This is a genomic window from Okibacterium endophyticum (genome assembly GCF_054780075.1).
Map to the genome: position 1 here is coordinate 87,735 of NZ_BAAGXA010000012.1, position 23,024 is coordinate 110,758.

At 64.4% G+C, this 23,024-nt stretch carries 22 protein-coding genes and 1 pseudogene; 7 read left to right on the forward strand and 16 right to left on the reverse strand.

Annotated features, from left to right (window positions below):
* Positions 1-103 precede the first annotated feature (103 nt).
* From ACYVF5_RS14520 to ACYVF5_RS14540, 5 genes are all read right to left on the reverse strand, one after another.
* On the reverse strand, positions 104-649 hold the full coding sequence (locus ACYVF5_RS14520; protein ID WP_460947657.1) for a hypothetical protein: 546 nt from the start codon (positions 647-649) through the stop codon (positions 104-106).
* Positions 650-738: 89 nt separating this feature from the next.
* Positions 739-1,767, reverse strand: coding sequence for a LacI family DNA-binding transcriptional regulator (locus ACYVF5_RS14525; protein ID WP_460947659.1), 1,029 nt, complete (start codon positions 1,765-1,767; stop codon positions 739-741).
* 46 nt (positions 1,768-1,813) lie between these two features.
* On the reverse strand, positions 1,814-2,611 hold the full coding sequence (locus ACYVF5_RS14530) for a carbohydrate ABC transporter permease (RefSeq protein ID WP_460947661.1): 798 nt from the start codon (positions 2,609-2,611) through the stop codon (positions 1,814-1,816).
* Positions 2,612-2,665: 54 nt separating this feature from the next.
* Complete coding sequence (locus ACYVF5_RS14535) at positions 2,666-3,529, reverse strand: carbohydrate ABC transporter permease (protein ID WP_460947663.1); 864 nt, start codon at positions 3,527-3,529, stop codon at positions 2,666-2,668.
* A 75-nt stretch (positions 3,530-3,604) separates the two neighbouring features.
* The gene (locus tag ACYVF5_RS14540; RefSeq protein WP_460947665.1) at positions 3,605-4,870 is read right to left on the reverse strand and encodes an ABC transporter substrate-binding protein; all 1,266 of its coding nucleotides are present in this window, start codon (positions 4,868-4,870) and stop codon (positions 3,605-3,607) included.
* Between the two features lie 252 nt (positions 4,871-5,122).
* Between ACYVF5_RS14540 and ACYVF5_RS14545 the strand changes: the two genes are divergently transcribed.
* Positions 5,123-7,234, forward strand: a complete 2,112-nt coding sequence (locus ACYVF5_RS14545) for a glycoside hydrolase family 36 protein (protein ID WP_460947667.1) — start codon at positions 5,123-5,125, stop codon at positions 7,232-7,234.
* A gap of 335 nt (positions 7,235-7,569) precedes the next feature.
* Positions 7,570-7,776, forward strand: coding sequence for a hypothetical protein (locus ACYVF5_RS14550; RefSeq protein WP_460947669.1), 207 nt, complete (start codon positions 7,570-7,572; stop codon positions 7,774-7,776).
* A 350-nt stretch (positions 7,777-8,126) separates the two neighbouring features.
* Here the strand turns inward: ACYVF5_RS14550 and ACYVF5_RS14555 are convergent, their stop codons facing one another.
* Together ACYVF5_RS14555 and ACYVF5_RS14560 are read right to left on the reverse strand one after the other, a co-directional pair.
* Positions 8,127-8,789, reverse strand: coding sequence for an SAM-dependent methyltransferase (locus ACYVF5_RS14555; protein WP_460947671.1), 663 nt, complete (start codon positions 8,787-8,789; stop codon positions 8,127-8,129).
* 5 nt (positions 8,790-8,794) lie between these two features.
* On the reverse strand, positions 8,795-9,931 hold the full coding sequence (locus tag ACYVF5_RS14560) for an NAD(P)/FAD-dependent oxidoreductase (RefSeq protein ID WP_460947673.1): 1,137 nt from the start codon (positions 9,929-9,931) through the stop codon (positions 8,795-8,797).
* Between the two features lie 41 nt (positions 9,932-9,972).
* Between ACYVF5_RS14560 and ACYVF5_RS14565 the strand changes: the two genes are divergently transcribed.
* From ACYVF5_RS14565 to ACYVF5_RS14580, 4 genes are all read left to right on the forward strand, one after another.
* Positions 9,973-10,602 carry a helix-turn-helix domain-containing protein gene (locus ACYVF5_RS14565; RefSeq protein WP_460947675.1) on the forward strand — a complete coding sequence of 210 codons (630 nt, stop codon included), beginning with the start codon at positions 9,973-9,975 and terminating at the stop codon, positions 10,600-10,602.
* A 71-nt stretch (positions 10,603-10,673) separates the two neighbouring features.
* Positions 10,674-11,000 carry a ferredoxin gene (gene fdxA, locus ACYVF5_RS14570; protein ID WP_460948398.1) on the forward strand — a complete coding sequence of 109 codons (327 nt, stop codon included), beginning with the start codon at positions 10,674-10,676 and terminating at the stop codon, positions 10,998-11,000.
* Positions 10,997-11,542, forward strand: coding sequence for a flavin reductase family protein (locus ACYVF5_RS14575; RefSeq protein WP_460947677.1), 546 nt, complete (start codon positions 10,997-10,999; stop codon positions 11,540-11,542). The genes fdxA and ACYVF5_RS14575 overlap by 4 nt, the downstream gene beginning before the upstream one ends.
* A 39-nt stretch (positions 11,543-11,581) precedes the next feature.
* Positions 11,582-12,181 (forward strand): superoxide dismutase, encoded by a 600-nt coding sequence (locus ACYVF5_RS14580; protein WP_460947679.1) that lies wholly within the window; start codon positions 11,582-11,584, stop codon positions 12,179-12,181.
* A 26-nt stretch (positions 12,182-12,207) separates the two neighbouring features.
* Here the strand turns inward: ACYVF5_RS14580 and ACYVF5_RS14585 are convergent, their stop codons facing one another.
* The 6 genes and pseudogenes from ACYVF5_RS14585 to ACYVF5_RS14610 all read right to left on the reverse strand — a co-directional run bounded on the left by ACYVF5_RS14585 (position 12,208) and on the right by ACYVF5_RS14610 (position 19,264).
* Positions 12,208-13,071 carry a permease prefix domain 1-containing protein gene (locus ACYVF5_RS14585; RefSeq protein WP_460947681.1) on the reverse strand — a complete coding sequence of 288 codons (864 nt, stop codon included), beginning with the start codon at positions 13,069-13,071 and terminating at the stop codon, positions 12,208-12,210.
* Positions 13,068-13,433, reverse strand: a complete 366-nt coding sequence (locus ACYVF5_RS14590; RefSeq protein WP_460947683.1) for a PadR family transcriptional regulator — start codon at positions 13,431-13,433, stop codon at positions 13,068-13,070. The genes ACYVF5_RS14585 and ACYVF5_RS14590 overlap by 4 nt, the downstream gene beginning before the upstream one ends.
* A gap of 338 nt (positions 13,434-13,771) precedes the next feature.
* Positions 13,772-15,763 (reverse strand): glycogen debranching N-terminal domain-containing protein, encoded by a 1,992-nt coding sequence (locus ACYVF5_RS14595; protein ID WP_460947685.1) that lies wholly within the window; start codon positions 15,761-15,763, stop codon positions 13,772-13,774.
* Positions 15,760-16,734 (reverse strand): carbohydrate ABC transporter permease, encoded by a 975-nt coding sequence (locus ACYVF5_RS14600; protein WP_460947687.1) that lies wholly within the window; start codon positions 16,732-16,734, stop codon positions 15,760-15,762. The genes ACYVF5_RS14595 and ACYVF5_RS14600 overlap by 4 nt, the downstream gene beginning before the upstream one ends.
* Complete coding sequence (locus ACYVF5_RS14605) at positions 16,731-17,909, reverse strand: carbohydrate ABC transporter permease (RefSeq protein ID WP_460948400.1); 1,179 nt, start codon at positions 17,907-17,909, stop codon at positions 16,731-16,733. The genes ACYVF5_RS14600 and ACYVF5_RS14605 overlap by 4 nt, the downstream gene beginning before the upstream one ends.
* Before the next feature lie 101 nt (positions 17,910-18,010).
* Positions 18,011-19,264 (reverse strand): annotated as a pseudogene (locus ACYVF5_RS14610) (sugar ABC transporter substrate-binding protein).
* 162 nt (positions 19,265-19,426) lie between these two features.
* On the opposite strand from ACYVF5_RS14610, the gene ACYVF5_RS14615 reads away from it, so the two are divergent.
* Positions 19,427-20,443 (forward strand): LacI family DNA-binding transcriptional regulator, encoded by a 1,017-nt coding sequence (locus ACYVF5_RS14615; protein ID WP_460947689.1) that lies wholly within the window; start codon positions 19,427-19,429, stop codon positions 20,441-20,443.
* Between the two features lie 33 nt (positions 20,444-20,476).
* On the opposite strand, the gene ACYVF5_RS14620 is transcribed toward ACYVF5_RS14615, so the two are convergent.
* From ACYVF5_RS14620 to ACYVF5_RS14630, 3 genes are all read right to left on the reverse strand, one after another.
* Positions 20,477-21,001, reverse strand: a complete 525-nt coding sequence (locus ACYVF5_RS14620) for a VOC family protein (RefSeq protein ID WP_460947691.1) — start codon at positions 20,999-21,001, stop codon at positions 20,477-20,479.
* Between the two features lie 73 nt (positions 21,002-21,074).
* A complete protein-coding gene (locus ACYVF5_RS14625; RefSeq protein WP_460947693.1) occupies positions 21,075-21,731 on the reverse strand; it encodes a GntR family transcriptional regulator in 657 nt (218 codons plus the stop codon).
* A gap of 69 nt (positions 21,732-21,800) precedes the next feature.
* A complete protein-coding gene (locus ACYVF5_RS14630) occupies positions 21,801-22,763 on the reverse strand; it encodes a cyclase family protein (RefSeq protein WP_460947695.1) in 963 nt (320 codons plus the stop codon).
* Between the last annotated feature and the right edge of the window lie 261 nt (positions 22,764-23,024).

Consider the following 23,024-nt stretch of genomic DNA (forward strand, 5'->3'; position numbering starts at 1 on the left):
CGATGCGTGGGAAAGCGCCATCATACGCCCACACCTGACAGCACGGTGTCCCGATCGAACGCCGCTGGGCGCAGGTCTAGACGGCGTGCGAGACGCTCGCGTGTCAGTGACCGGATTGGGCGACGCATCCGCCGTCCATGGTGACGCCGGCCGGCTCGACGGACAGCGACCCAACGGCGACCTCGCCGAGGATGCATCCACCGGTTTCGACTGCGGCGATGAACGAGACACCCGCGTCGTTCTGCCCGATCGCCAGTGTTCCCGAGATCTCATCGAGGGCGAGCGCCTGGCTCACGTTCTGCTTAGTGAGCTCGACCTGACCCTGGACTATCGGCTGCAGCGCGGCTGTCATCTCGTCGACGAGCGGAGCCAGACTGGCCGCGATCTCGTCGGTGAGCGGGATGCGCTCGCGGTAGCGCTCATTCTCGGCCATCGCCTTATCCGGATCGTAGTACGCGCACCCCGGGTTGTCGTTCGGCTGGCCCTCCATGATCGGACACGCTGCTGTGGGTTCGGGCGATGGAGAGCTGGTCCCGGATGTCTGCGCGCCCACGTCTCCCGGCTGGGCTCCGACGCCTGATTGCCCGGCACATCCGCTGAGAGCGAGCGCGCACAGGATCGCCAGGCCGACACGTGCACGTTTCATCATTCCCCCAACCTCGGTGCGACAGGCGAATCGCCACACGACTTCGATGGTAGCCGTCCCCGTAGCGAGGGGCGATGAAGGTGAAACGTGGTTCAGCGCCGGCGGGGGGCCGCGGTCGACCCGCGGACGATGAGCTCGGGCTGGACTGCCTGATTGTTCGGCACAGCGCGCCCGTCGATCAGCGAGTGAAGAAGGGAGAAAGCGTGTGCGCCCACTTCTTCGAAATCTTGGCGGATGGTTGTGAGCCGTGGCGAAGCGAATGCGGCAAGCGGGTGGTCATCAAAGCCGATGACCGAGATGTCCTCTGGAACCCGCAGACCTCGGTCGAGCACAGCACGGATGGCTCCGAGCGCGACCTCGTCATTGGCGCAGGCGATTGAGGTGACCTGATCCCCGTAGTTGTCTAGCAGTTCAGTTGCTGCGTCATAACCGGAGCTCGGACGCCAGTCCGCGCATCGGATGACAGGGTAATGGGGGAGCCTGGCGGCGGTGAGCGCATCGAGGATAGCGAGCGAACGTCGTTCTGTCGGCCGTGGGTCGTGAGGCGCGAGGATGAAGATCGACCGGTGTCCGAGTTCGATGAGGTGCCGGGCAGCCAAAGCGGAGCCGTCGTATTCATCGATGAGGCTGAACGGCCGGGCGACGCCGCTTCCTCCAGACTGGGTGGTCGCTGAGACCACAGGCAGATAGTCGGGAAGAGACGGTAGCACGGCTTGCGCGCCCGCATCATAATCTATGACTACCACGCCGCCCAGAGCGTGGGAGGCGACCGTGCCCACTGTCTTCCGGATGCTCACGGGGTCTGAGCCTTCGATGACACTGATGAGCACAGACATGTCGACTTCGCGAGCGCGTTTCTCGATCCCGTGGATCGTCGCTGCATAGCCGTAGTCGGCCGTGTTTGACGTGACGATGCCGATGGTGGTGGCACGACCCGAGACCAGCTGGCTCGCCGCCGCGTTTCCGAAGTAGCCGATCTGCTCCATCGCCTCTTGCACGCGCTCACGTGTCTTGTCTGAGACCTTGGGAGACCCTTCCAAGACCCGTGACACGGTCACTGTCGAGACACCCGCGTGTGTTGCCACGTCGGCGAGCGTCGGTCGCTGCGGAAATGCCCTCACGCTTGAATCCTAGACATCCGGTGCTGAGGTGACACGTTGCGCAGGGTCAACCCTTGACCGCACCGCTCATGAGACCCGAAATGAAGTAGCGCTGCAGGAAGAGGAAGATGATCGCGACAGGCAGAACGGCGATCACCGAACCGGCCATAAGACCACCCCAATCCACGGAGTTCGCGCCCTTGAAGAGCATCAGCGCGGGGGTGATAGTGCGCAGCGAATCGGTTGTGATGAAGATGTAGCCGAACATGAACTCGTTCCAGGCGGTGATGAAGGCGTAGAGGCCGACCGAGACAATAGAGGGAACCATCACCGGGAGAACCACACTCGTCAGGATCTTCAGCCGGGAGGCGCCGTCAATTTCTGCCGCTTCCTCCAAAGACATGGGAATGCTGTCGTACGCGCTGGACAGCATGAAGGTGGAGAGCGGTATCACGAAGGTCGTATACGCCAGGATCAGTGCTGCATAGGTGTCGAGCAGGCCGAGATTGCGCATGGTGATATACAGCGGTACGAGTAGCAGCACTCCGGGAATCATCTGCGACACGAGCATGCCGAAGTTGGTTCCCTGCACCAGGCGCATGCGGTAGTTGCGACTGAACACATACCCGGCCAGCAGCGAGATCACAAGTGAGAGCACGCAGGCGGCAATCGAGACGATCAGACTGTTCCGGAGGTACTCGAGAAAGTTGTGCTGCACCAACACGCTCACGAAATTATCCAACGTGGGAGAGCTGATGAAGAAGGAGGGCGTTCTTGCACGGATCTCGTCACGGGGCTTGAGGGATGAGATCACCATCCACACGAACGGGAACAGCGTGTACACGGTGAGGATGCCGAGAAGCACGTAGGTGATCGCATTGGCCGAGCGGCGGCGGGATGTGGTCGACATTATGTGGTCCTATCCGACGATCTCGTCGCTCAGGCGACGGCGGTAGCGGTAGTACACGACGAAGAGCAACGACGTGCCGAGGAACATGAGAGTTGACAGTGCCGAGGCTGCGCCGACGTCGAACTGCTGTAACGAGTAGCGGTAGATGAGGACCGGCAACGTCATCGTGGCGTAGTTCGGTCCACCTTGGGTGAGCACCCAGATGAAATCAAAGTTGACAGCCGTCCAGATGAGGTGGATGAACACGATGATCAGGGCGACGCTGCGCAGCTGAGGGAGTGTGATGCTCCAAAAGCGCCGGAGGGCATTCGCCCCATCGAGGGCGGCAGCTTCATAGAGCTCGTCGGGAATGGCCTGCATCGCCGCGAGGAACGAGATGGTGTAGTACGGAAAGCTCCGCCAGACGTTCACGAAGATGACCGTGGACATGGCCCAATCCTTGTCGCCGAGAAAGTTGATTGGAGTATCGACGAGTCCCGAGGAGGTGAGGACGCTGTTGACGATGCCGAAGTCCGGGTTGAGCATCCATTCCCAGGTCATTCCGGCCACGACGATCGGAACCAGCCACGGGATGAACGTTGCGACGCGGAACAAACCCTGGCCACGGATCTTGCGGTTGAGGAGAGTCGCAGCGCCAAGGCCTACCACGAACTCTCCGACAACTGAGCCGACAGTCCAGATCAAGGTGTTGCTGACAGAGGGAAGGAAGTGCGGGTCGGAGACGACCTTGTCGAAATTTTCAAGACCGGCGAAACCGCCGACGCCTGGGTTGACGAGGTGCGCGTGCTCGAACGCATCCGTCAGAACTGTGACCAGTGGATACCCGATGAGTACGACGAGAAATATCAGCGCCGGGCTCAGGGCCAAGATCACGAAGCGCTTATGTGAACGCTTGCGCGAAACGGCTCCGACTCGCATCTTCTTCCTGCCTCTCTCTGGACGCGGCAATCAGATGCCGGCGTCGCCGGAGGTCTCGAGCGCGGAATTGATGGCGTCACTCAGCCACGCCGCTGCGGCCTTGGGAGTGTCGCCGTTCTGGAGCACCATCGCGAGCGCATCGATCATGTTTTGGGTGACCTCGCCGAGCGAAATCGGTGGATAGGTCACTCCGGTGTCGATGAGAGCCGCAAAATCCTTGCTCCACTTGCTGTCGGTCGAAACGGAGCTGAGGGCGGAGCGATCGGCGAACGCTGCTTCCTGCCATTCCTGACTCGCGAACTGCTCAGCGAGTTCAATCGAGGCTTCGAGACTGTCGGAGTTCGCCATCGTGAAGACCGGCTTCGACTCGATGTAGGTCGCGGGCTCCCCATCTTTTGGATAGGGAATCGGGTGCACGCTCACGTCACTCATCGTGTCGACGTTTGTGGTCTCGCGTTCCGCGAGCCAGTTGCCCGTGACGAAGGACGCGGTGAGACCTGTCGCGAAGTTCTCGTCGGTGTCTTCCCAACCGTAGGTCGCCGAATTCGGGTTAACCGCTCCGCTCGCCATGAGATCCGCGTAGAACTGGAATACCTCGGTTGCTTTCGTCAGCTCGTCCGGGTTGTCGTTCCACGTGTTCGCGAACCCTCCGCCTTCCTGCTCAGCTGCGATACTCAGACCTTTCTGCGCCAGGTAGACGAGCAGCTCCTGCGGCTCCCGAACCCCCGCACCGGTCAAGCCGTAGAAAGAGCTGCCTGTCGCATCCTGAACCTTTGAGCCCACGGCAAGCACCTCGTCCCATGTCTTCGGAACGACGACGTCTGCATTCGCCAGCAGATCATCGTGCACAAGATATGCGCGAGCTGTGGTCTCATACGGAAAACCGACGACTTCACCATTGACTGTCATCGCGCCCTTCACCGAGTCGCTGACTTGATCTGCGTCATCCCATGAGTCCCACGCATCCGACACATCGGCGAGGATGCCCAACTTCGAGAACTCCCCGACATATTCGGGCAGCCCCCAGACGACGTCGGGAAGATTGCCACCCGCGGCTGAAGCGATGAGTTTCTGATGGATCTGGTCATACGTGAAGTTCGATTGATTGACGGTGTAGTCGTTGGCATCAGCCCATTCCTGGATGAGCGGTTCCAGAGCTGTGGCCGTGGCCTCACCCTCGCTCCACGATGTCCAGAGTTCGATCGTCTTCGAATCTCCCCCGGGAGAAGCGGTGCATCCGGTGAGCGCGAGCGCGGTGACACCGACGGCCGCCACGAAAGCCAATTTTCTCCTCATTGAACTGTGTCTCCTTGATTCTTCGTTGAATTGCGGACGGGTGCCGGCCGCCACCCTTGGGGTGACTCATTTGTGCATATACCCGGCACGAACCAGCCGTGAATGATTAACCTTTATCAGTCTTAGACCGCTTAGGCTTCCGCGTCAAATCGACTTCTTCAATCCTTGGATGATATAGGTTACTCATGGTGACGATCGGCTGAAGAAGCTGACCGTTCGTGAGCACAAACAAGCCGAGGGGAACACGTACAAATGATCGATTTCGTCTGGGGCGAAGGCGCCTACCCGCTGCGAATCGTTGCGACCGGCTCCACCCCGGTGATGCTGTCGATCGCGCACGGGGTTAACGCGGACGAGCCCGAGCATCGTGCGCGTCCGGCACTGGTAGAGATACTCGCGGTTGGAGAGGGGCGCGGCCTGAACAACACGCGCGCGATCCGCACGAGCATCGGGGATCGACTCCGATACATCGAGCATGTCGAGCGTCACGAACTCGGCGGCCAGAGCTTGGTGATCCGCCAACATGACGAAGTCACGGGTCTCGTAGCGACGACCACCATTGTGCAGTTCATGGGGGTCGACGCCTATCGTGTCCAGACAACAATCGTGAACGAGGGTTCCGCTGGGATCGTGCTCCAGCAGGTCACTTCCGCGACACTTATCGGGCTTACGGGGCACCTCGGTTCGCACCAAGACCTGGACCTCTGGACTGCGCGCAGCGAATGGTGCGCCGAGAGTCGCTGGTTCTCGACTGACCTCGGAGGAGCCGCGGGGCTCGCAGACATCAACACCCCGATACACGGCCATTTTGCTCGCGGAACCATCGCCCTCACCAGCAACTCGACCTGGTCGTCTGGCGAGTTCGTCCCCACTGCGGGCGTCGAGAACCGCGAAAGTGGTCGATCCCTCGTCTGGGAGGTCGAGAACAACGGCCCTTGGAAGTGGGAGCTCGACACATTGTTCGACTCGTCCGAGGCGTTGGCTCTCGCATTGCTCGGACCGACTGATATCGATCACGCATGGACCACTCGTCTGGATCCCGGCACCGGGTTCACCACGGTGCCGGTGTCATTCGCTCTGGCCGGCAGCGGAATTACCGGAGCGATCGGCACGCTGACGAATCACAGACGGCGCTCGCACCGCTCCGTGAACGCAGTCACGACCAGACCACTGATCTACAACGACTACATGAACGCGCTGATGGGCGATCCCACAACCGAGAAATTGCTCTCGCTCATCGACGCGGCGGCGACCGCAGGTGCGAACTACTTCTGCATCGACGCCGGCTGGTATGACGACGACGGCGACTGGTGGCCCAGCGTCGGAGCGTGGGAGCCCTCGAGCGTTCGATTCGGCGAGCGTGGGCTTGTCGGGGTACTGCAATACATCCGTGAGCGGGGTATGACACCTGGACTCTGGGTTGAGCCAGAGGTGATCGGTGTTCGCTCCCCCATCGCCCAGCAACTGCCTGATGACGCATTCATGCATCGCGCAGGAATCCGAATCGTTGAACATGACCGGTACTTTCTCGATTTCCGCAATGCAGCGGCCCGCGACTACCTCGACGGTGTGTTCAAACGCCTCATCGAGGAGTACGGGGCCTGTTACTTCAAATGGGATTACAACGTCACGCCCGGATCCGGTCCCGATACGGATGCCTTCTCCCCTGGCGAAGGTCTGCTGCAGCACTCTCAGGCAGTTCTCGCCTGGGTCGAGGCACTCCGCGGACGATACCCGCAGGTCATTCTCGAGGCGTGCTCCTCGGGTGCCCAGCGGATGGATTCGGCCACGTTGGCGCGCTACGACCTGCAATCGACTTCTGACCAGCAGGACTATCGCCTCTATCCCACCATCGCCGCAGCGGCTCCCATGTCGATGCCGCTCGAGATGGCCGGCAACTGGGCTTATCCGCAGTCTGAATGGACCGACGAGCAGATCGCGTTCACGCTCGTAACCGGACTCTCAGGGCGACTGTACCTGTCTGGCAACATCGATCGCCTTGACGAACGACAGCTCGCGATCGTCCAAGAAGCCGCGAACGCTTACCCGCGCGTCATCGAACATCACTCCAGGGCCCTACCATCGTGGCCGCTCGGCCTTCCCGCGTGGGACGACCCCCAGGTGGCGCTCGCAAGCTCAACGTCGGACGAGACCCTCGTTTTTCTGTGGAATCGTGACGTGGAAGCTGTCTCAATCGACCTCGACCTCGCGCCGTTCAAGCACACAGAAGTCACGATCGACACGATTTTCCCTTCGGCGCTGCCAGTCTGGCCGACCGCGTGGAACATCGACTCCGGTGTGCTGTCTGTCGATTTGGCGAGTGCGGGGGAGTCGGCCCGAGTTCTGCGGATACGGCGCGCATAGTTTCATTCGCGATATGAGAGGGCTAAGCGGTATCCGCGTGCGTCGGGCAAACGGCTACCGGAGCCACCGCCTACCTGGCAGAGGCGCGTCGCCTCGACCCCGCGAACGTGCTTGCATACCGGCCGCCGGGGACTTCTTCGATCCGATCGGCGTGCAGTCGGATCTCAACCTGCTCTTCAATCCCGCCGGCGCGGGCACCGATCCATACGACATGTCCGGTCTTGTGAAGGCGTCTGATTGCCCGACGCATCCTGCATCGGCTCGGTGATGCAGAGGCGGATACCGGGGTACTCCATCTGCTCGCGCTCTGCGACGGAACGGCAGAGGGCGACCGAGTGGACGCGGTCGCGTTCGGCCTGGAACTCCTCGGCTGGCAGACGTCTGACGGCTACCATCTCACGGCGCGCGATGTCGCCGCCACCACGGCACGCGTGCAGGATGTGCTCGACACGCTCGGCACGGCGATGTCGTCTCGCAGACCGGGGAGCCGCGGCCTCAGCGACCCAGAACTCGCGATGTTCGCCCGCGAAGCTCTTCGTTAGGCGACGCGAGTGGGTCGCGAGACCTGGCGGTGCCTCTTCAACGACGACACACGAGCGCATCGCTGGCTCTCTATGGGGCTCAACGGTTTCGACTTTCAGGCGCTCCGCTAGATCGCCCGCGCCAGCACCTCGTCCGATAGTGCACAACTTCGGAGATTCGCCGCGCTGCGCCTTGTTCGGGGGCGAAAAGCGCGGATGCAGTCGAGTTCTCCGAAGTTGTGCACGCGGTTGTGTCATCGACGTGTGAAAACGCAAGCTTTGCAGCCGCACTCACGCTCGCGGCGAGTACCTCGGCTGCTTGCGCTACCGCCCTACCGCTACCGCCTTACCCCTACCGCTACTACCCCGCACTACCGCTCCCGCCGCACCCGCAGCACGGTGTCGACGAGGGTCACGGCCGTGCCGTCCCGCCAGGTGACGGGCCTGTCGACGAGCGTGTTGTTCTCGACCACCCAGCCGTCTGGCAGGTCGAGGGATGCGAGCACCTCGTCCGGCGTCGGCAGGGGCGGCGCGTTGTGGTCGTCTTCGCTGTGGCCCGACCCGGGCGGAAACGCTCCGTGCCCGACGACGAGCAGCCGCCCGCCGGGTGCGACCGCCGAGGCCGCACGCCGCAGGATCTCGTCACGCGGAAGCTCGACGGGGGAGTGCAGGAACGCTGCGGTCACGAGGTCGAACTCGGCAGACGGATGCCAGGTCGCGAGATCGGCCTGCACCCAGTCGATGCGATCGGCGAGCCCGTCTTCGGCCGCCCTCGCTGCTCCGACGGCCAGCGCGGTCGACGAGATGTCGACAGCCGTCACCGTCCAGCCCCTGGCGGCGAGCCACAGCGCGTCTGCGCCCTCGCCGCACCCGAGTTCGAGCGCGGTGCCCGGGGTCAACCCGGTCACCTCGCGCTCGACCGTCGCGTTGACGCGTCCGCTCCACACCCGCCCGCTCTCGTCACGGTTGGTGATGTAGCGCGCCTCCCAGAACTCGGCCGGGTCGGTGATCTCGTTGTTCTTCGCGTGAGCCACGGCGATCAGTCTCCCGTCCGGCCGATGGGTTGCACGGATGCGAGGTCGTTGTCGGCGAGGGGGTCACTCGCGGGGTCACTCGCCTCGCCGGCGGATGCCGTGGCGACCCGTTCGGATGCCGCCGCGACGTCTTCGGCCACCAACTCGCCGTTGATGGCGAGGGCCGCGGTCGCGCCAGAACCGGCCGCGATGGGAACGAGTGCTGCCGGATTGGCGGCGTTTCCGACGGCCCAGACGCCGTCGACGCTCGTCTTGCCGAACGCGTCGACGGCTGTCCACAAACCGAAGTGCGTGTCGGTTTGTTCGACGCCCAGCTGCCTCAGCGGCTCGTCGAGCGCGACGGGTGTGGGCTCGGCGAACACCACGTCGACCGGCGCGACAGTCCCGTCGGCGAGGCCGAGCCCCGTGATTGTGCCGCCGTCTGTGATGACGTGTGTGACGGCGCGGTCTTCCACGCGCATTCCCCGCTCTTCGAGCACAAGCCTGTCGGTCTCAGGGATCGGCCCCGCGAGGGCGGTGAACACGGTGATGTCGCTCGAATACGAGCGCAGCATGTGCGCCTTGTGCAGGCCTATCACCGACCCGGCGAGAACCCCGATGGCGCGACCGGTCGCCTCATAGCCGTCGCAATACGGGCACGCCACGACTCCCAGACCCCACTGCCCGGCGAGGCCGGGGATGTCGGGCAACTGGTCTCGGGCTCCGGTCGCGACGATGAGGCGCCGCGCGGTGGCACGGGCGCCGCTGTCGGTCACGATCTCGAATCCGTCTGCGGTGGCACGCGCCTGCGTGACGCGGGCGTTCTCGATCACACCGCCGACGGCCCGCACCTCGCGGTGGCCGTCGGCCACGAGGTCGAGCGGCGAGTAGCCGTCGCGGCTCAGCACACCGTGCATGTGGGGCGCGAACCTGTTGCGGGGCTCCTGCGCGTCGAGCACGAGCACACGGCGACGGGCGCGGGCGAGGATGAGTGCGGCGCTCAGCCCGGCGGCACCGCCGCCGATGATGACGACGTCCCAGCGCTCGTCAGAGATCGAGGAGATCGAGGAGATCGAGGAGGCCGAGGAGGTCGAGGAACCGGGGGCGCCGGGAGCGCCGGAATCGGATGAGGATGCTGCGGAGAGATGTGCGTCGTTCGTCATGTGACCAGCGTGCCCAGCTGCTACCCTTTAAGCAACTATTGATGCCGAATCAGCAAGATCGGAGCACCGTGCAAGACGACTCTCTCGCCCTCATCGGCCCCCGTCTCAAAAGCTGGCGCGAGAAGCGCAGCATGACCCTCGCCGAGCTCTCGGAGACCACGGGCATCTCATCGAGCACACTCTCGCGCCTCGAGGCGGGCAAGCGTGCACCGAACCTCGAGCTCGTGGTGCCCATCGCGCGGGCACTGAGGCTTGAGCTCGATGACATCGTGCCTCGCGTCGCGCCCGACCCGCGTGTGTCGCGCACGAAGAAGCGCATCGGCGAGATCCAGTTCGAGACCCTCTCGCCCGAATCGAGCCCCGTGCAGACCTACAAGGTCACGTTCCCTGCGAACCCGGCAGGGGTGGCCGCGGTTCCCGAGCCGAAGGTGCACGACGGTCACGAGTGGCTCTATGTGCTCTCCGGGCGACTGCGGCTCGTGCTCGGCGAGCAAGAGGTGACGCTCGGCCCGGGGGAGGCCGCCGAGTTCGACACGCGCATTCCGCACTGGCTGTCGGCGACCGGAGCTGGTCCCGTCGAGATGCTGTCGATCTTCAGCAAAGAGGGCAAGCGCATCCACTTGCGGGCCCGCCCTGCAGCGCGCTCGCATACCGACGACGCCGACGCGTGAGCCACTTGACCTCAACCTAGGTTGAGGTCTTACGGTGGCACCATGTGCAACAACCGATCGGCTCTCGCCGTATGACCTACGTGATCGCTCTGCCCTGCGTCGACCTCAAAGACCGGGCATGCATCGATGAATGCCCGGTGGACTGCATCTATGAGGGTGAACGGTCGCTCTACATCCACCCGGATGAGTGCGTGGACTGCGGCGCATGCGAACCTGTCTGCCCGGTCGAGGCCATCTTCTACGAAGACGATCTTCCCGAGGAATGGTCGGACTACTACACGGCGAACGTCGAGTTCTTCGACGAGCTCGGCTCACCGGGAGGGGCGGCGAAAGTCGGAATGATTCCGCGAGACCATCCCGTCGTCGCGGCGCTGCCCCCGCAGGAGCCCGCCGTATGACCGACGTGACGACGTCGGCCGATCTGCCGGCGGCATCCGCGCGGCCCGCCGACAACCGGGTCGAGGCGTTCAAGAACGCGTTCAGACAGCATCCGACCGGTGTGGCGATCATCGCGGCGCAGTCCGAGAACGGACCGGTCGGGCTCACCGCTTCGAGTGTCGCGTCTGTCGGTCTCGACCCGCTCGCCCTGGTCTTCTCGGTCACGCGTGCGGCCGGGAGCGCGGGGGCGCTGCTGGATGCCGAGACCTTTGTGGTGCATCTGCTCACGGACCGACATGCCGACGTCGCGCTATCGTTCGCCCGCAGTGGCGCGCCGCGTTTCACCCCCGAGCAGGGGTGGTCGCGGCTCGACACGGGCGAGCCGCACCTCGCCGACGCCCTGGCCGCGTTCCGATGCCGGCCGCTGCACGCTGTGCCGGTCGGCGACTCGACGCTTGTCGTCGCGGAGGTTCTGGATGTGCTCGACGGCCGTGACGGTGCACCGCTCGTCTACCACGACCGCCGGTTCTACTCCCTCGACGTCAGTGGCTCTGAACTCTGACGAAGGATCTGTCCGCCACCCACGAAAGGAATCATCCGCATGTCCGTCTACACCCTTCCCGAGCTGCCATACGACTATGCAGCTCTCGAGCCGCACATCTCGGCGACCATCATGGAGCTCCACCACTCCAAGCACCACCAGGCCTATGTGACCGGAGCCAACACGGCACACGAGCAGCTCGCAGAGGCTCGCGAGACCGGCAACCTCGCGAACGTCAACAAACTCGAGAAAGACCTCGCCTTCAACCTCGGCGGGCACGTCAACCACAGCGTGTTCTGGCAGAACCTGTCGCCCCAGGGCGGAGGCGACCCCGAGGGCGAGCTCGCCGCGGCGATCGATGACTCCTTCGGCTCGATCGACGCGTTCCGCGCCCACTTCACGGCGACCGCGCTCGGGGTGCAGGGCTCGGGTTGGGCCGTGCTCGCGTGGGACGACCTCGGTGACCAGCCGGTCATCTTCCAGCTCTTCGACCAGCAGGGCAACGTGCCGCTCGGCGTGACGCCGCTGCTGCAGCTCGACGTCTGGGAGCACGCCTACTACCTCGACTACAAGAACGTGCGGGCCGACTACGTGAAGGCGTTCTGGCAGATCGTCAACTGGGCCGACGTGCAGCGCCGCTTCGCCGCCGCACGAGCCTAGACGGTCGTGACCGCGTGAGCTGCAGCTCAGTGGTCTCGGGAGCCCGCGCGGTTCATTGTGTCGGCGACGCTGTGCGCCCAGGCCGCAGGCAGAAGGATGAGCAGGCCAGCCGCGACGACGAGCAGAGTAAGGGCGACACTGCCGGCGATCCAGAGGCCTTGCTGGGGTGACGGCTGCGCGAGTGTCGCTATCAGGATCGGCACGGGGGAGAGTATCCAGAGCGATACCGCGATCTTGATCGCGGTGATGCGACTGCGCTCATGGGTTCGCGCAAGTTCGTCAGCCCACTGAGTGACGATGGGATTCCGGGTGAAACGCCCCCTTTGCAGTCTGGTGAAGGGTGCGAACTCGCCCGAAATGCCCACGATGATCAACACTCCTGCGCCTGTGCCGAGCAGCAGCAGCACAATGCCGAGCGCCATTGCGACCCCCGCATTCACGTCGAGCTCACGCACGTCGGCGGCGGTGATCAGCATGATCAACGGGATCGGAGAAATAACAGACAGTGCCACTGCCGCCCCGAGACGGAAGCGAGTGCGGCGCTGCACCTCGGCGAATCCCTCGGCCTCTTCCATCGTCACAGGCGGGTGCGCGGGCTCCCGGGCTGAACCGGCGGAGGCTGGCTGCGCAAGCCCCGATCCCCCCTGTCCCGTGTCGCCGTTGGCGGGGGCGATCTCGGCCGAGATCCCGAGCACGGGAGCCAGATCGTCGAGGTTTCCGAAGTCCGTGATGACCTGTCCCACAGCCTCGTTCTGCGTTGCTCCCTCAGCGATGAGACCCGCGTAGGCGTCTTCCATCATCGTCTGCAGCTCCGCTTTCGCATCCAGCAGGCGGGGCGTCTGTGGATACGCGCTGAACATCGTCTCCAGGTAGGCAATGATCACGTTCATGTGCTGATTCCTTCCACGAATCGATCGACCACAACTTTGGTGTCACGCCACTCGACGATCTTCTGGTCGAGGTGGGTCAGGCCCGTTTCGGTGATGCGGTAGTAGGTGCGGGGCTTGCCCGAATCGGAGGTGCCAGGGAACGAGGTGACGAGCCCGGATGCTTCGAGGCGCTTGACCGCCGAGTAGAGGGTGGTCTGCTTGATCGTGTAGTCCGCTCCCGTCACGGTGCTGATCTGCTGCACGAGTTGGTAGGCGTACGACGGGCCTTTGCGCAGCAGCGAGAGCACCATGAGATCGACGTACCCGCGAATTGCGTCTGCGCTGATCATGCCCGCCCCCTCTTCATTCCCTACGTTGAACATACTACGTTCAGCGTAGTACGGCAAAAGGGGTAACGTCTTCGTAACCGGTGGGTGGTGGTTTTGACGAGGGAGGGGTCTCGACAGGCTCGACCACTGATGGGGGCGGTTTCGTATCCTGTGCACAACTTCGGAGATCGGGCTGTGAAGCGTCTGCCCAACGGTGGGATGACCCCAGAAACGAAAATTCTCCGAAGTTGCGTGCGCGCAGCGGGTCTACTACGAGGAAAACAGTGAGATCGGCAGGTCACTCTCGAACCACGAACCGGGTTTCGTGTCACACGGGAGGCTCGACCACCGATGGGGCTCGACGGGCTCGACCACCGGGGGCGGGAGCCCGATCAGCCGAGCGTGCCCAGCACCGCAACTGCAGCGGCCGCCGACCACCCTTGAGGGCGGCAGGCCGCCGGATAGGGCGTCGGCACGAGGAACCGAGATCGGGCATCGCCCGAGTGCAGCTCAGGCATCCGGAACTGAAACGCCTCGGCCGCCGCCAACAGTCCCTCCGCCAAGACGGCAGCCTCGTTGTGCAGGCCGGCCTTGCGCATGCCGAGCATCACGATCGCCGTGTCATGCGCCCACACGCTTCCCCCGTGATAGCTGAGCGGCCAATACCCTGCGGACTCCGCTGACATCGTGCGCAGCCCGAATCCAGACGACATCGAATCCGAGACGAGCAGCGACGCCACCTGCTTCTCTTCGTGCGGCTCAAGGATGCCGGTTCCGAGCAGGTGCCCGATGTTGCTGGTGAGCGAGTCGACCGGTTTCTTGTCGGCATCCAGGGCCACAGCGGGGTACCTGCCCTCTGGCGTCTCGACCCAGTACGCCTCGGCGAAGCGCCGCTTCAGGTCCGCCGCCCACGACCGCAGCTCGCCGGCACCCGGCCCATCGCCGCCCTCGTCGAAATGATCGAGCAGCCTCGCGCCGGCCAGTGCCGCCTCATAGGCATAACCCTGCACCTCGCAGAGCGCGATCGGGCCCTCGGCGATCGCACCGCCTCGCCACTGGATCGAGTCGCCCGAGTCCTTCCAACCCTGGTTCGACAGGCCGTGCCCCGAGAGATCGACGTAGTCGAGAAACCCGTCACCGTCACTGTCGCCCGGGCCCATGATCCATTCCAGGCAGGCCCGCATCGTCGGCAGCAGCTCGCGAACCTCGGCCTCTGGCATGCCGTGGTCCCACGCCTCCGCGAGCAGGCACACCCACAATGCGGTGGCGTCCACGGTGCCGTAATACACCGGGGGCAGCGCCACCCCTTCGCCCGGGATCGTGAGCGTCGCCGACCGCAGCTCATGCATGATCTTGCCCGGCTGCTCTGCAGACGCAACATCGTCTGACTCGCCCTGCAACCGCGCGAGCACCCGCAGGGTCGAGGCCGCGATGCGTGTGCCGAGCGGCAGCAGAAAACGCGCGGACCACAGGGAGTCCCGCCCGAACAGGGTCAGGAACCAGGGCGCTCCTGCCGCGAGAAACTCGTCGTGCGGATGCCCCGGGCGAGCCAGGCGCAGTGCGTCCAGGTCGTCGAGAGCGAGCTCGAGCCAGCTGTTCAACCGGGAATCCCGACCCGACGGGCTGAAGTCCACCCACTCCGGCGGCTCGAGGGCAGAGGCCACCACGAGCGTCGGGTCGTCGACGGCCACACCCCAGGTCATCGTCGCCGCGCCGTTCGGGGCGACGTCGAGGTGCCAGGTGATTCGAAGCACCTCGTCGTCGATGGTGATGTCTCCATTGCTGATCACCGTCGCGACCGCCTCACCGGCCCGCACGATGACACCCTCGCCCGCCACCTCGGCCCGCCAGCCGAGCGGCTCGCGCAGTCCAGCCTTCACATCGTGCATCGAGCTGAAATCCGGCTCGAGCTCCAGGGTGACGGTGGCGCCGATCGCGTGCTCAACCCGCGACTGCACGGTCAGGGACTCACTGAGCGAGCCGTCCACAACAACGCGCTGCCTGTCGAGACGCACCCTCGGGTCTGCGCCGGCGTCGTCGAGGTGACGCAGCAGCGAGACGAACGTCGCCTCAGACGCACCGCCGCGCGACACCGAGATCGCCTCTGGCACGAGGCCGTCGACCCGCAGCCGTGCCGCGCGCAGCACCCGGGTGTCGCCGTGATAGACCCCGTGGATGCTCGAGGTCCCCATGTCGCCGTCCGCCGCCGACCATGACTGGGTCGGCGCGCGGAACACCACAACCGAATCATGCAGGAGCGGCTGCAGAGGGACGGGGTGAGCCGCTGCTGCCGCTGCCGGCGCTGCGGCCGGCTCTGTTGCGGGCCCTTGCGCGGCCGCCGTCGGCTCCGGTTCGTGTGCGGGGTGCGGTGAGGCATCCGTCATTCTTTTACTGCTCCTTCACTGGCGTTCATGATGCGACGTTGAAAGATGAAGAACATCACGGCGACCGGGATGGTCATGATCGCCGCGGCCGCCAGCTTGAGCGGATACTGTGTTCCCTGGCTCAGCTGCCCGGAGGCCAACGAGGCGACACCCTTTGTGAGCGTGGTCAGTTCCGGAGACTGTGTCGCGACGATGAAGTGCGCGAGCTCGTTCCACGATCCCTGAAAAGACAGGATCACTATCGTGATCAGCGCCGGCCTCGCCATCGGCAGCACCACAGACCAGAACACACGGAACGTCCCGGCCCCGTCGATGCGCGCCTGCTCTTCGACGCTTGCCGGGATCGACTCGAAGAAGTTCTTCATGATGAACACCCCGGCGGCATCGACGAGCAGTGGCAGCACCATGCCGGCATACGAGTCATAGATGCCGAGCTGGTTGATCACGAGAAACTTGGGGATCAGCAGCACCACCATCGGCACAGACATCACCGCGACGATCGCCGCGAAGATCACCGCCCGCCCACGGAACTGCAGGCGTGCGAGCGCGAAACCGGCGAGCGAGGCGAAGAACACACGCCCGAGCGTGACCAGCACCGTCACGACTGCCGAGTTCGCGAACCACTGCGGAAAGTCGGAGTTCAGGAACAGCCGCTCATAGGCGGCCGTCGACCAGATGGTCGGCAGAAGCGAGATCGGGTCTGCCGCCGCCTCTGCGTCGGTCTTGAACGACGTCGCCACCTGCACCAGGAACGGAAAGACATAGACGACGGCGAGAGCGACGAGCACCGCATAGAGGATCGACTGTCCAACGATCACACCTGTCGGTTTGCGGCGACGTGGTCGGCGTGCGGATGCTCTCGACCGGCCAGTCGTGGCCGGCCGCCCGGTCGAGGCGGTCGCGCCGTCGCGTCCGATCGACGCGCCGTTCGACGCGGGTGTCGGCGTGGCCGAGGCATCCGTCGCGCTCATCGCGGTCCCCCTCTCGGCGAAGACGGTGCGGACGGCGGGGGTTCGCCGTCAGCGGAGTCCTTCGACACCTGTGCATTCGGCGCCTGGGTCGACGAGCCGCCCGCGGCCACCTGGTACATGCGCGCCCGCCGTTTCGACACGGGCCGCTCGCGCAGCGCCCAGCGCTGCAGCAGGGTGAAGGCCACGATGATGAGGAACAGGATGAACGCGATGGCCGCGCCCTCGCCCCAGTCCTGCAGGTTGAACGCCGACTGATACGAGAGATAGGCGGGAGTGAGGGTGGTCTTGCTCGGCCCTCCCTGTGTGCCGGTGTAGATCTGGTCGAAGACCTGCCAGCATCCGATCAGCCCGAGGGTGAGCACGGTGAACAGGGTCGGGCGCAGCTGCGGAAGCGTCACCCGCCAGAACCGCTGCCAGCCGTTGGCGCCGTCCATCATGGCCGCCTCGCTGACGTCGCCGCCGATGTTCTGCAGGGCGGCGAGGAACAGCAGCATAAACGTGCCGCTTGTGGTGAAGACAGCCATCAGAATGAAGGCGCTCATCGCGACGGAGGGGCCGGCCAGCCAGTCCCACCACGACACCCCGAGAGCCGAGTTCTCGGTGAGCAGGGCGGGGCCAGAGGTCACCCCGACGGCGGCGAGCACGTTGTGCAGGACGCCGCTCGGGTCGTTGAACCAGTTCGGTCCGCCGATTCCGAACGCCGCGAGCACCTTGTTCACCACGCCCGTCGCCGAGAAGAGAAAAAGCCAGAGCACGGTGATCGCCACCGAGCTCGTCACAGACGGAAAATAGAACGCCGTGCGAAAGAAGCCACGCCCGCGCAGGATCGCGCGGTTCACGAGCACCGCGAGAAACAACGACAGCGCGGTCTGCAGGGGAACGACCAGCACCACGTACCAGGCGTTGTTGCGCAGGGCGATGCCGAAGTTCCGCTCGGCGAGCCCGCCGCCCGCGAGGATGGTCGCATAGTTGTCGACGCCGACGAAGGAGACGTTCGACGAGAACGGGCTGCCGCGACCGCTCCAGTCCGAGAAGCTCACCCAGAGCGCCATCAGCACCGGCACGGCGAGAAAGACGCCGAGAATCAGCACAACGGGTGCGGTGAAGACCCAGCCGGCGAGCGACTCACCGCGACGGATGCCGGAGGGCCGTGTGCGGGAGCCGCCCCCCGGCATCCGTGCGGTGCTGCTCCGGCGGACGCTGCCGCCGGAGTCGCCTGTGTCGCCGTCGCCACTCCTGTCGCCGCGCCGGGGCGTTCTGGTCGAGGCGGGCATCGTCAGCCGGTGATCGCTTCGAGGTTGGCCTGCACCGAGTCGAGCATGCCCCGGACGTCTGCCGAGCCGAGCTGCTCGAGCTGCGCGTTGAAGTCGGCGATCACGTCGACAGCGCCGTCCAGCGTGGGTACACCGCTCGCGTAGTCGGCGCCGTCGAGAAACGCGACCAGGTCCGGGTTGACGTCCCTCCAGGAATCCGCCGCCGACTCGATCGACGGCATCGGGCCGAACGCCTCTGAGAACGCGAGCTGCTGTTCGGTGCTCGTCAGGTACTCCACCAGCTCGAGCGCGCCCTGCTGGTTCGGGCTGTCGGCGGCGATGCCCCAGCAGTTGGTGAACTGCAGGGTTCCTGGGCCGGCCGGGCTCTCTGGCAGCTCGACGACCTGGTAGTCGACGTCGGGAAAGTCGCTGGTCATCGCGCCGGTGATCCAGTTGCCCTCGATCGTCATGGCCGAGAGCTCTTTGCCGAACGCCTCACCGCCTCACCCGGCACCGAGCTCGGGGGCGAAGGCCATCGAACCGTCGTTGATCAGCTGTTGCGCGTATTCGAGGCCCTCGACGTTCTCGTCGCTCGAGGCGATGGGCTCACCGTCGTCGTCGACGAGTCCGCCACCGGCTTGCGCCATAAAGACGCCGAGGCGCTGGTACTCCGAGCTGAGGCCGAGCCCGACACGGCCGTCGGTGGTGAGGGTCTCTGCCACGCTCGCGAGTTCGTCCCAGGTGGTGGGGATGTCGGCCTCCGTGAGCCCGGCCTCGTTCCAGAGGCGGGTGTTGATCACGAGCGCGAGAGTGGAGAAGTCTTTCGGCGCGCAATAGAACTGATCGTCGTAGGTGAAGTTCTCGACGAGGGTCGGATAGAAGTCGTCTGCGTTCGAGAGCTGGTCGCCATAGGCGAGAAGGGAGCCGTTGTCGGCATAACCGGCGAGGTTGTCGCTCGAGAGATAGAAGACGTCGGCGGGGGTGCCGGCGGCGAAACCCTGTGACAGCTGCTGGGGCAGGTCGTTCGCGACCGTGACGTCCGCATCGATGCCGGATTCCTCCGACCACGCTGCGACCGCGTCTTCGACGGCAGCCGTCTCGGCGTCGCCGCTCGACCCGATGAGAACAGAGAGCGCGTCGTCAGACGAGGTGAGCTCGCCCCCGTCCCCCGTGCCGCCGTCCGTGTCGTCGAACCCCGAGCCGCAGCCGGTGAGGATCAGTCCGAGGGCAGAGGCGGCGGCCACCAGCCCGAGCCTGCGCGTTGTTCGTCGTAGCATCCCTATCTCCTTCGATAGCGCGGTGTGCGAACCGCTATTTGATCGATCAAATTGCTTCTAGACCTTTACGGTAAAACGCTTCTGCAAGTACTGTCAAGGCGAGTGGGACTACGCTCGGATAACAGTTGGAACGTTCATACTGCGACGTGAAAGTGGTGAGCGATGGCCGGGATGCCGACGGTGAGCGACGTGGCGAGCGCGGCCGGCGTCTCACGCCAGACCGTGTCGAACGTGCTCAACTCGCCGCACGTCGTGAAGTCAGACACCCGCCAGCGCGTCGAGCGGGCCATCGAAGAGCTCGGCTACCGGCCGCACGCCTCTGCGAGACGGTTGAGAACCCGGCGCAGCTCGACCATCGGCATCCGCCTCGACCCCGTCGCCGATGGCATCTCTGGAGCGGTGCTCGATCGTTATGTGCACGCGCTCACCGAGCAGGCTGCGGCCCGCGGGATGCGGATCCTGCTCTACACGGCGCGCACTCCAGACGACGAGATCGCCCAGTTCCGCAGTCTCACCGAGGGCGCGGACGTCGACGCCTTTGTGCTCACCTCGACGTATTACGGTGACCCGCGAACCGGCTGGCTGATCGAGCACAACGTGCCGTTCGCGACCTTCGGGCGGCCGTGGGGCGAAGACGATCTCGACGACCCGCAGCACCTGTGGGTGGATGTCGACGGTGCTGCCGGAACCGCCACGGCCACCGAACACGCGCTCGAGCAGGGCGCGAGGCGGGTGGGTTTTCTCGGCTGGCCGAGAACCTCTGGCACCGGCGACGACCGCGAGCGCGGATGGCGCTCTGCCCTGGCCGTGCACGGCCTGTCAGCCGAGGGACTGCGCTACACGGTCGAAGACTCCGTGCCCCAGGCACGGCGGGCGATGGCCCGCGTGCTGGCGGGCGAGAGCCGGCCGGATGCTCTCGTCTGCGTCAGCGATTCCCTCGCCTTCGGCGCTCATCTGGCCGCCGCCGATCTGGGGCAGCACGAGCTGCTCATCGTCGGCTTCGACAACACCCCGGTGGCAGAGGCCCTCGGCTTCGCGAGTGTGGAGCAGATGCCCGAGAAGGTGGCGGCCGGAACCCTCGAACTGCTGATGGGCCAGGAGGGCACGTCGATCGACAGCCGGCGCGTGCAGTCGGGCTCTGCGCACGTGCTCGTGACGCCGCGGCTCGTGAGGCGCTGAGGGCGTCACGGAACGCCGCCGGCTGCGTATGGGTCAGCGGCCGGGAGACGCGGGATGCCAGAGATGCCGCGTCGAAGACGCTTCATATGCCTTCCCCTCGGGAAAACAAACCAGTTCGAACTGCATGCCCCACGGAGCCAGGAAATAGACCCACCTTTGACCAGCCGATGCATTGCCGCTGCTGGTGGGGGAGCCGAGGACCTGTACGTTGTTTGCGATGAGAAAGTCGATCGCCTCGTCCAGATCGTCGACGTAGAAGGCGATGTGGTGACCTCCGATGTCGTCGTTCCTCGGCTGGGGACCCTGAGGGGACGCGCTGGAATACTGGAAGACCTCGAAGTTGGTCCCAAAGCCGCAGCGGTAGAAACGAATCTCGTCGATTTCGGAGCGCGGATCGACGTTCAGGTGCGTGTGCATCCAGTCGTCGTCTTTGCTCACGCCGGGCAGTGAGTAGATGTGCTCGCAACCGACGATCTCCGTCAAGAACTCGTGTGCTTGTTCGATGTCGGGCACGGTGAAGCCGATGTGGTCGGCTCCGCGCACTCCGGGTAAAGGCATGGCTCTTTCCTCACTCGTGTATGGGGCAGCGCTCTCGTCTCACCGTGAGGCCCACCCACGGCGTGTGCGGCAGCTAGACGCGGGAATCGATGTCGAACAGTTCGGGGTGCTCAGCCAGGCTGAGTCGAGTGCGCCGGATATGGAGCGCCATGAGCCTGCCGGCATCGGAGCTGTCTCGCCGCCTCACGGCGTCGATGATCAATGCGTGCTCATGGTGGATCACCTCGCGGCCGTGTGAGCCCTGCAGTTTCACGAAAGCACTCCGGTAGTACTGAGTGATGTTCCAGAGTTTGCGAACCGTGTCGAACAGGAATCCGGGCTCGCACCCGGAGTACGTGAGCCAGTGGAAGTCCCGATCGAGTTTGAGAAAGCGCGTGAGGTTCTCGGTCTGATCGATTTCATCTGCTAGCCGCTCGAGCTCTGAGTCGACACTCTTCGGCAGCCGTCGAAGGCTCTTCTCCAGAATCAGGGGTTCGACGAGCTCCCGTACCTGATAGGCCTCGACGCACTCGGCCTGTGTCAACTCGGCGACCCAGGCGCCGGTGTTTGAGACAAGCCGAACCAGGCTTTCGGATTGCAGCATGTAGAGCGCCTCACGGATGGGGACCCTGCTCGTGCCGAACGATTCCGCAAGCTCTTCCTGGCGGATCCGATCACCTGGGCGCATCTCGCCGGCCAGGATCGAGTCAGACAGACTCTCTGCGATCCGCCGGCTTACTGCTCTACTCATGTCGTGAGAGTCTATCGCGGAGCTCGACGACATAGACGGCTGATAGCGCCCGCGGCAGGGTGAGCATCCCTACTTGATGGCGATCGGATTCACGGGGGCGCCTGTTCCTCCATACACCTTGAGCGGGCCGGCCGTGTAGAGAAAGTCCCACTGACCGTCGGCGGCGCAGTCGGCGGCAAGTTCGTCGAGCAGCAGGATCTCGGCGAGCGTGATTCCCATGTTGCGCATCAGGGCGACGTGGAGCGGGAGAACGACGCCGGATTCGGGGTCGACGGTGACTTCGTTTGCGAAGGTGTCCGTGGCGAGGTTGGGAATCTCCATCTCGTGGAACCAGTGAAGCAGGTCGGGAGAGTAGGTGAGGCCCGGCTCGAGGAAGTCGCGATAGAACTCGGCTTCTGTCTGTTTGTAGTAAGAGCCTATCCAGCCGGTTCGGATGATGAGGATGTCGTGCTTTCGAATCTCGGTCCCTTGGGCGGCCGCGGCGTCGAGGAGGTCCTTGTGGGTGAAGGTCTCACCCCGGGCGAGGACCTCCTTGCCGCGGTGGCGGGCCATGTCGATCAGAACCGCATGTCCGACGATGCCCCGTTGAGCGAGAGGGAAGACACTGGCCTTGTGAAGTGATCCGGCCGTCTCTTCCGCAGGATAGCCGTTCCAGATGTGATCGCCGTACCAGACGTGGCCGAGCGCGTCGTACTGAGTGCTGCCCTGCAGGTACATGATGATCATGTCGTCGGCGTCCTGGAGCCCGCCAGCGTAGTCGATTCCGTGGCCGGCGAGAAAGTCGCCTCTGTCGCGGATGTTGAAGCGCTGTGCGGTGCGGCGCCCCGGCCAGATGGGATCGCCGTCCGGGTGAGCTATCGGAACCCCCAGTGTGAAGGTCTTCCCAGATCTCACGGCTGCCGTACCTCGACGCACTTCGTCCTGGGTCAAGAAGTTGAGGGCGCCCACCTCATCGCCGGACCCCCACCGCCCCCAGTTGCTCGGTGCATCCTTCAACAACTCGGTCAGGTGGGGTACGTGACTGTCATTCATCAGCTGTCTCCTTTGAAAGCAAAGCCGTCGTCGATGGTCTCGATGGCCGTGGTGAGAGCTTACTCAGCCACCCGGCGAGTTTTCAAGCCCAATGGATACATTCAGTTCAAAATTGGACACAGAACGAATCTCCAGAAAATCACGTCACTCAGGGATGGGCGCGGCGCCATGACCCGCGATTCACCAGTATTGAAGAGGATTGGAGTGATTTCTTGAGTGCGTATTGACACGTGTTTCGTGTTCTGAGAGTATGTCGGTGCT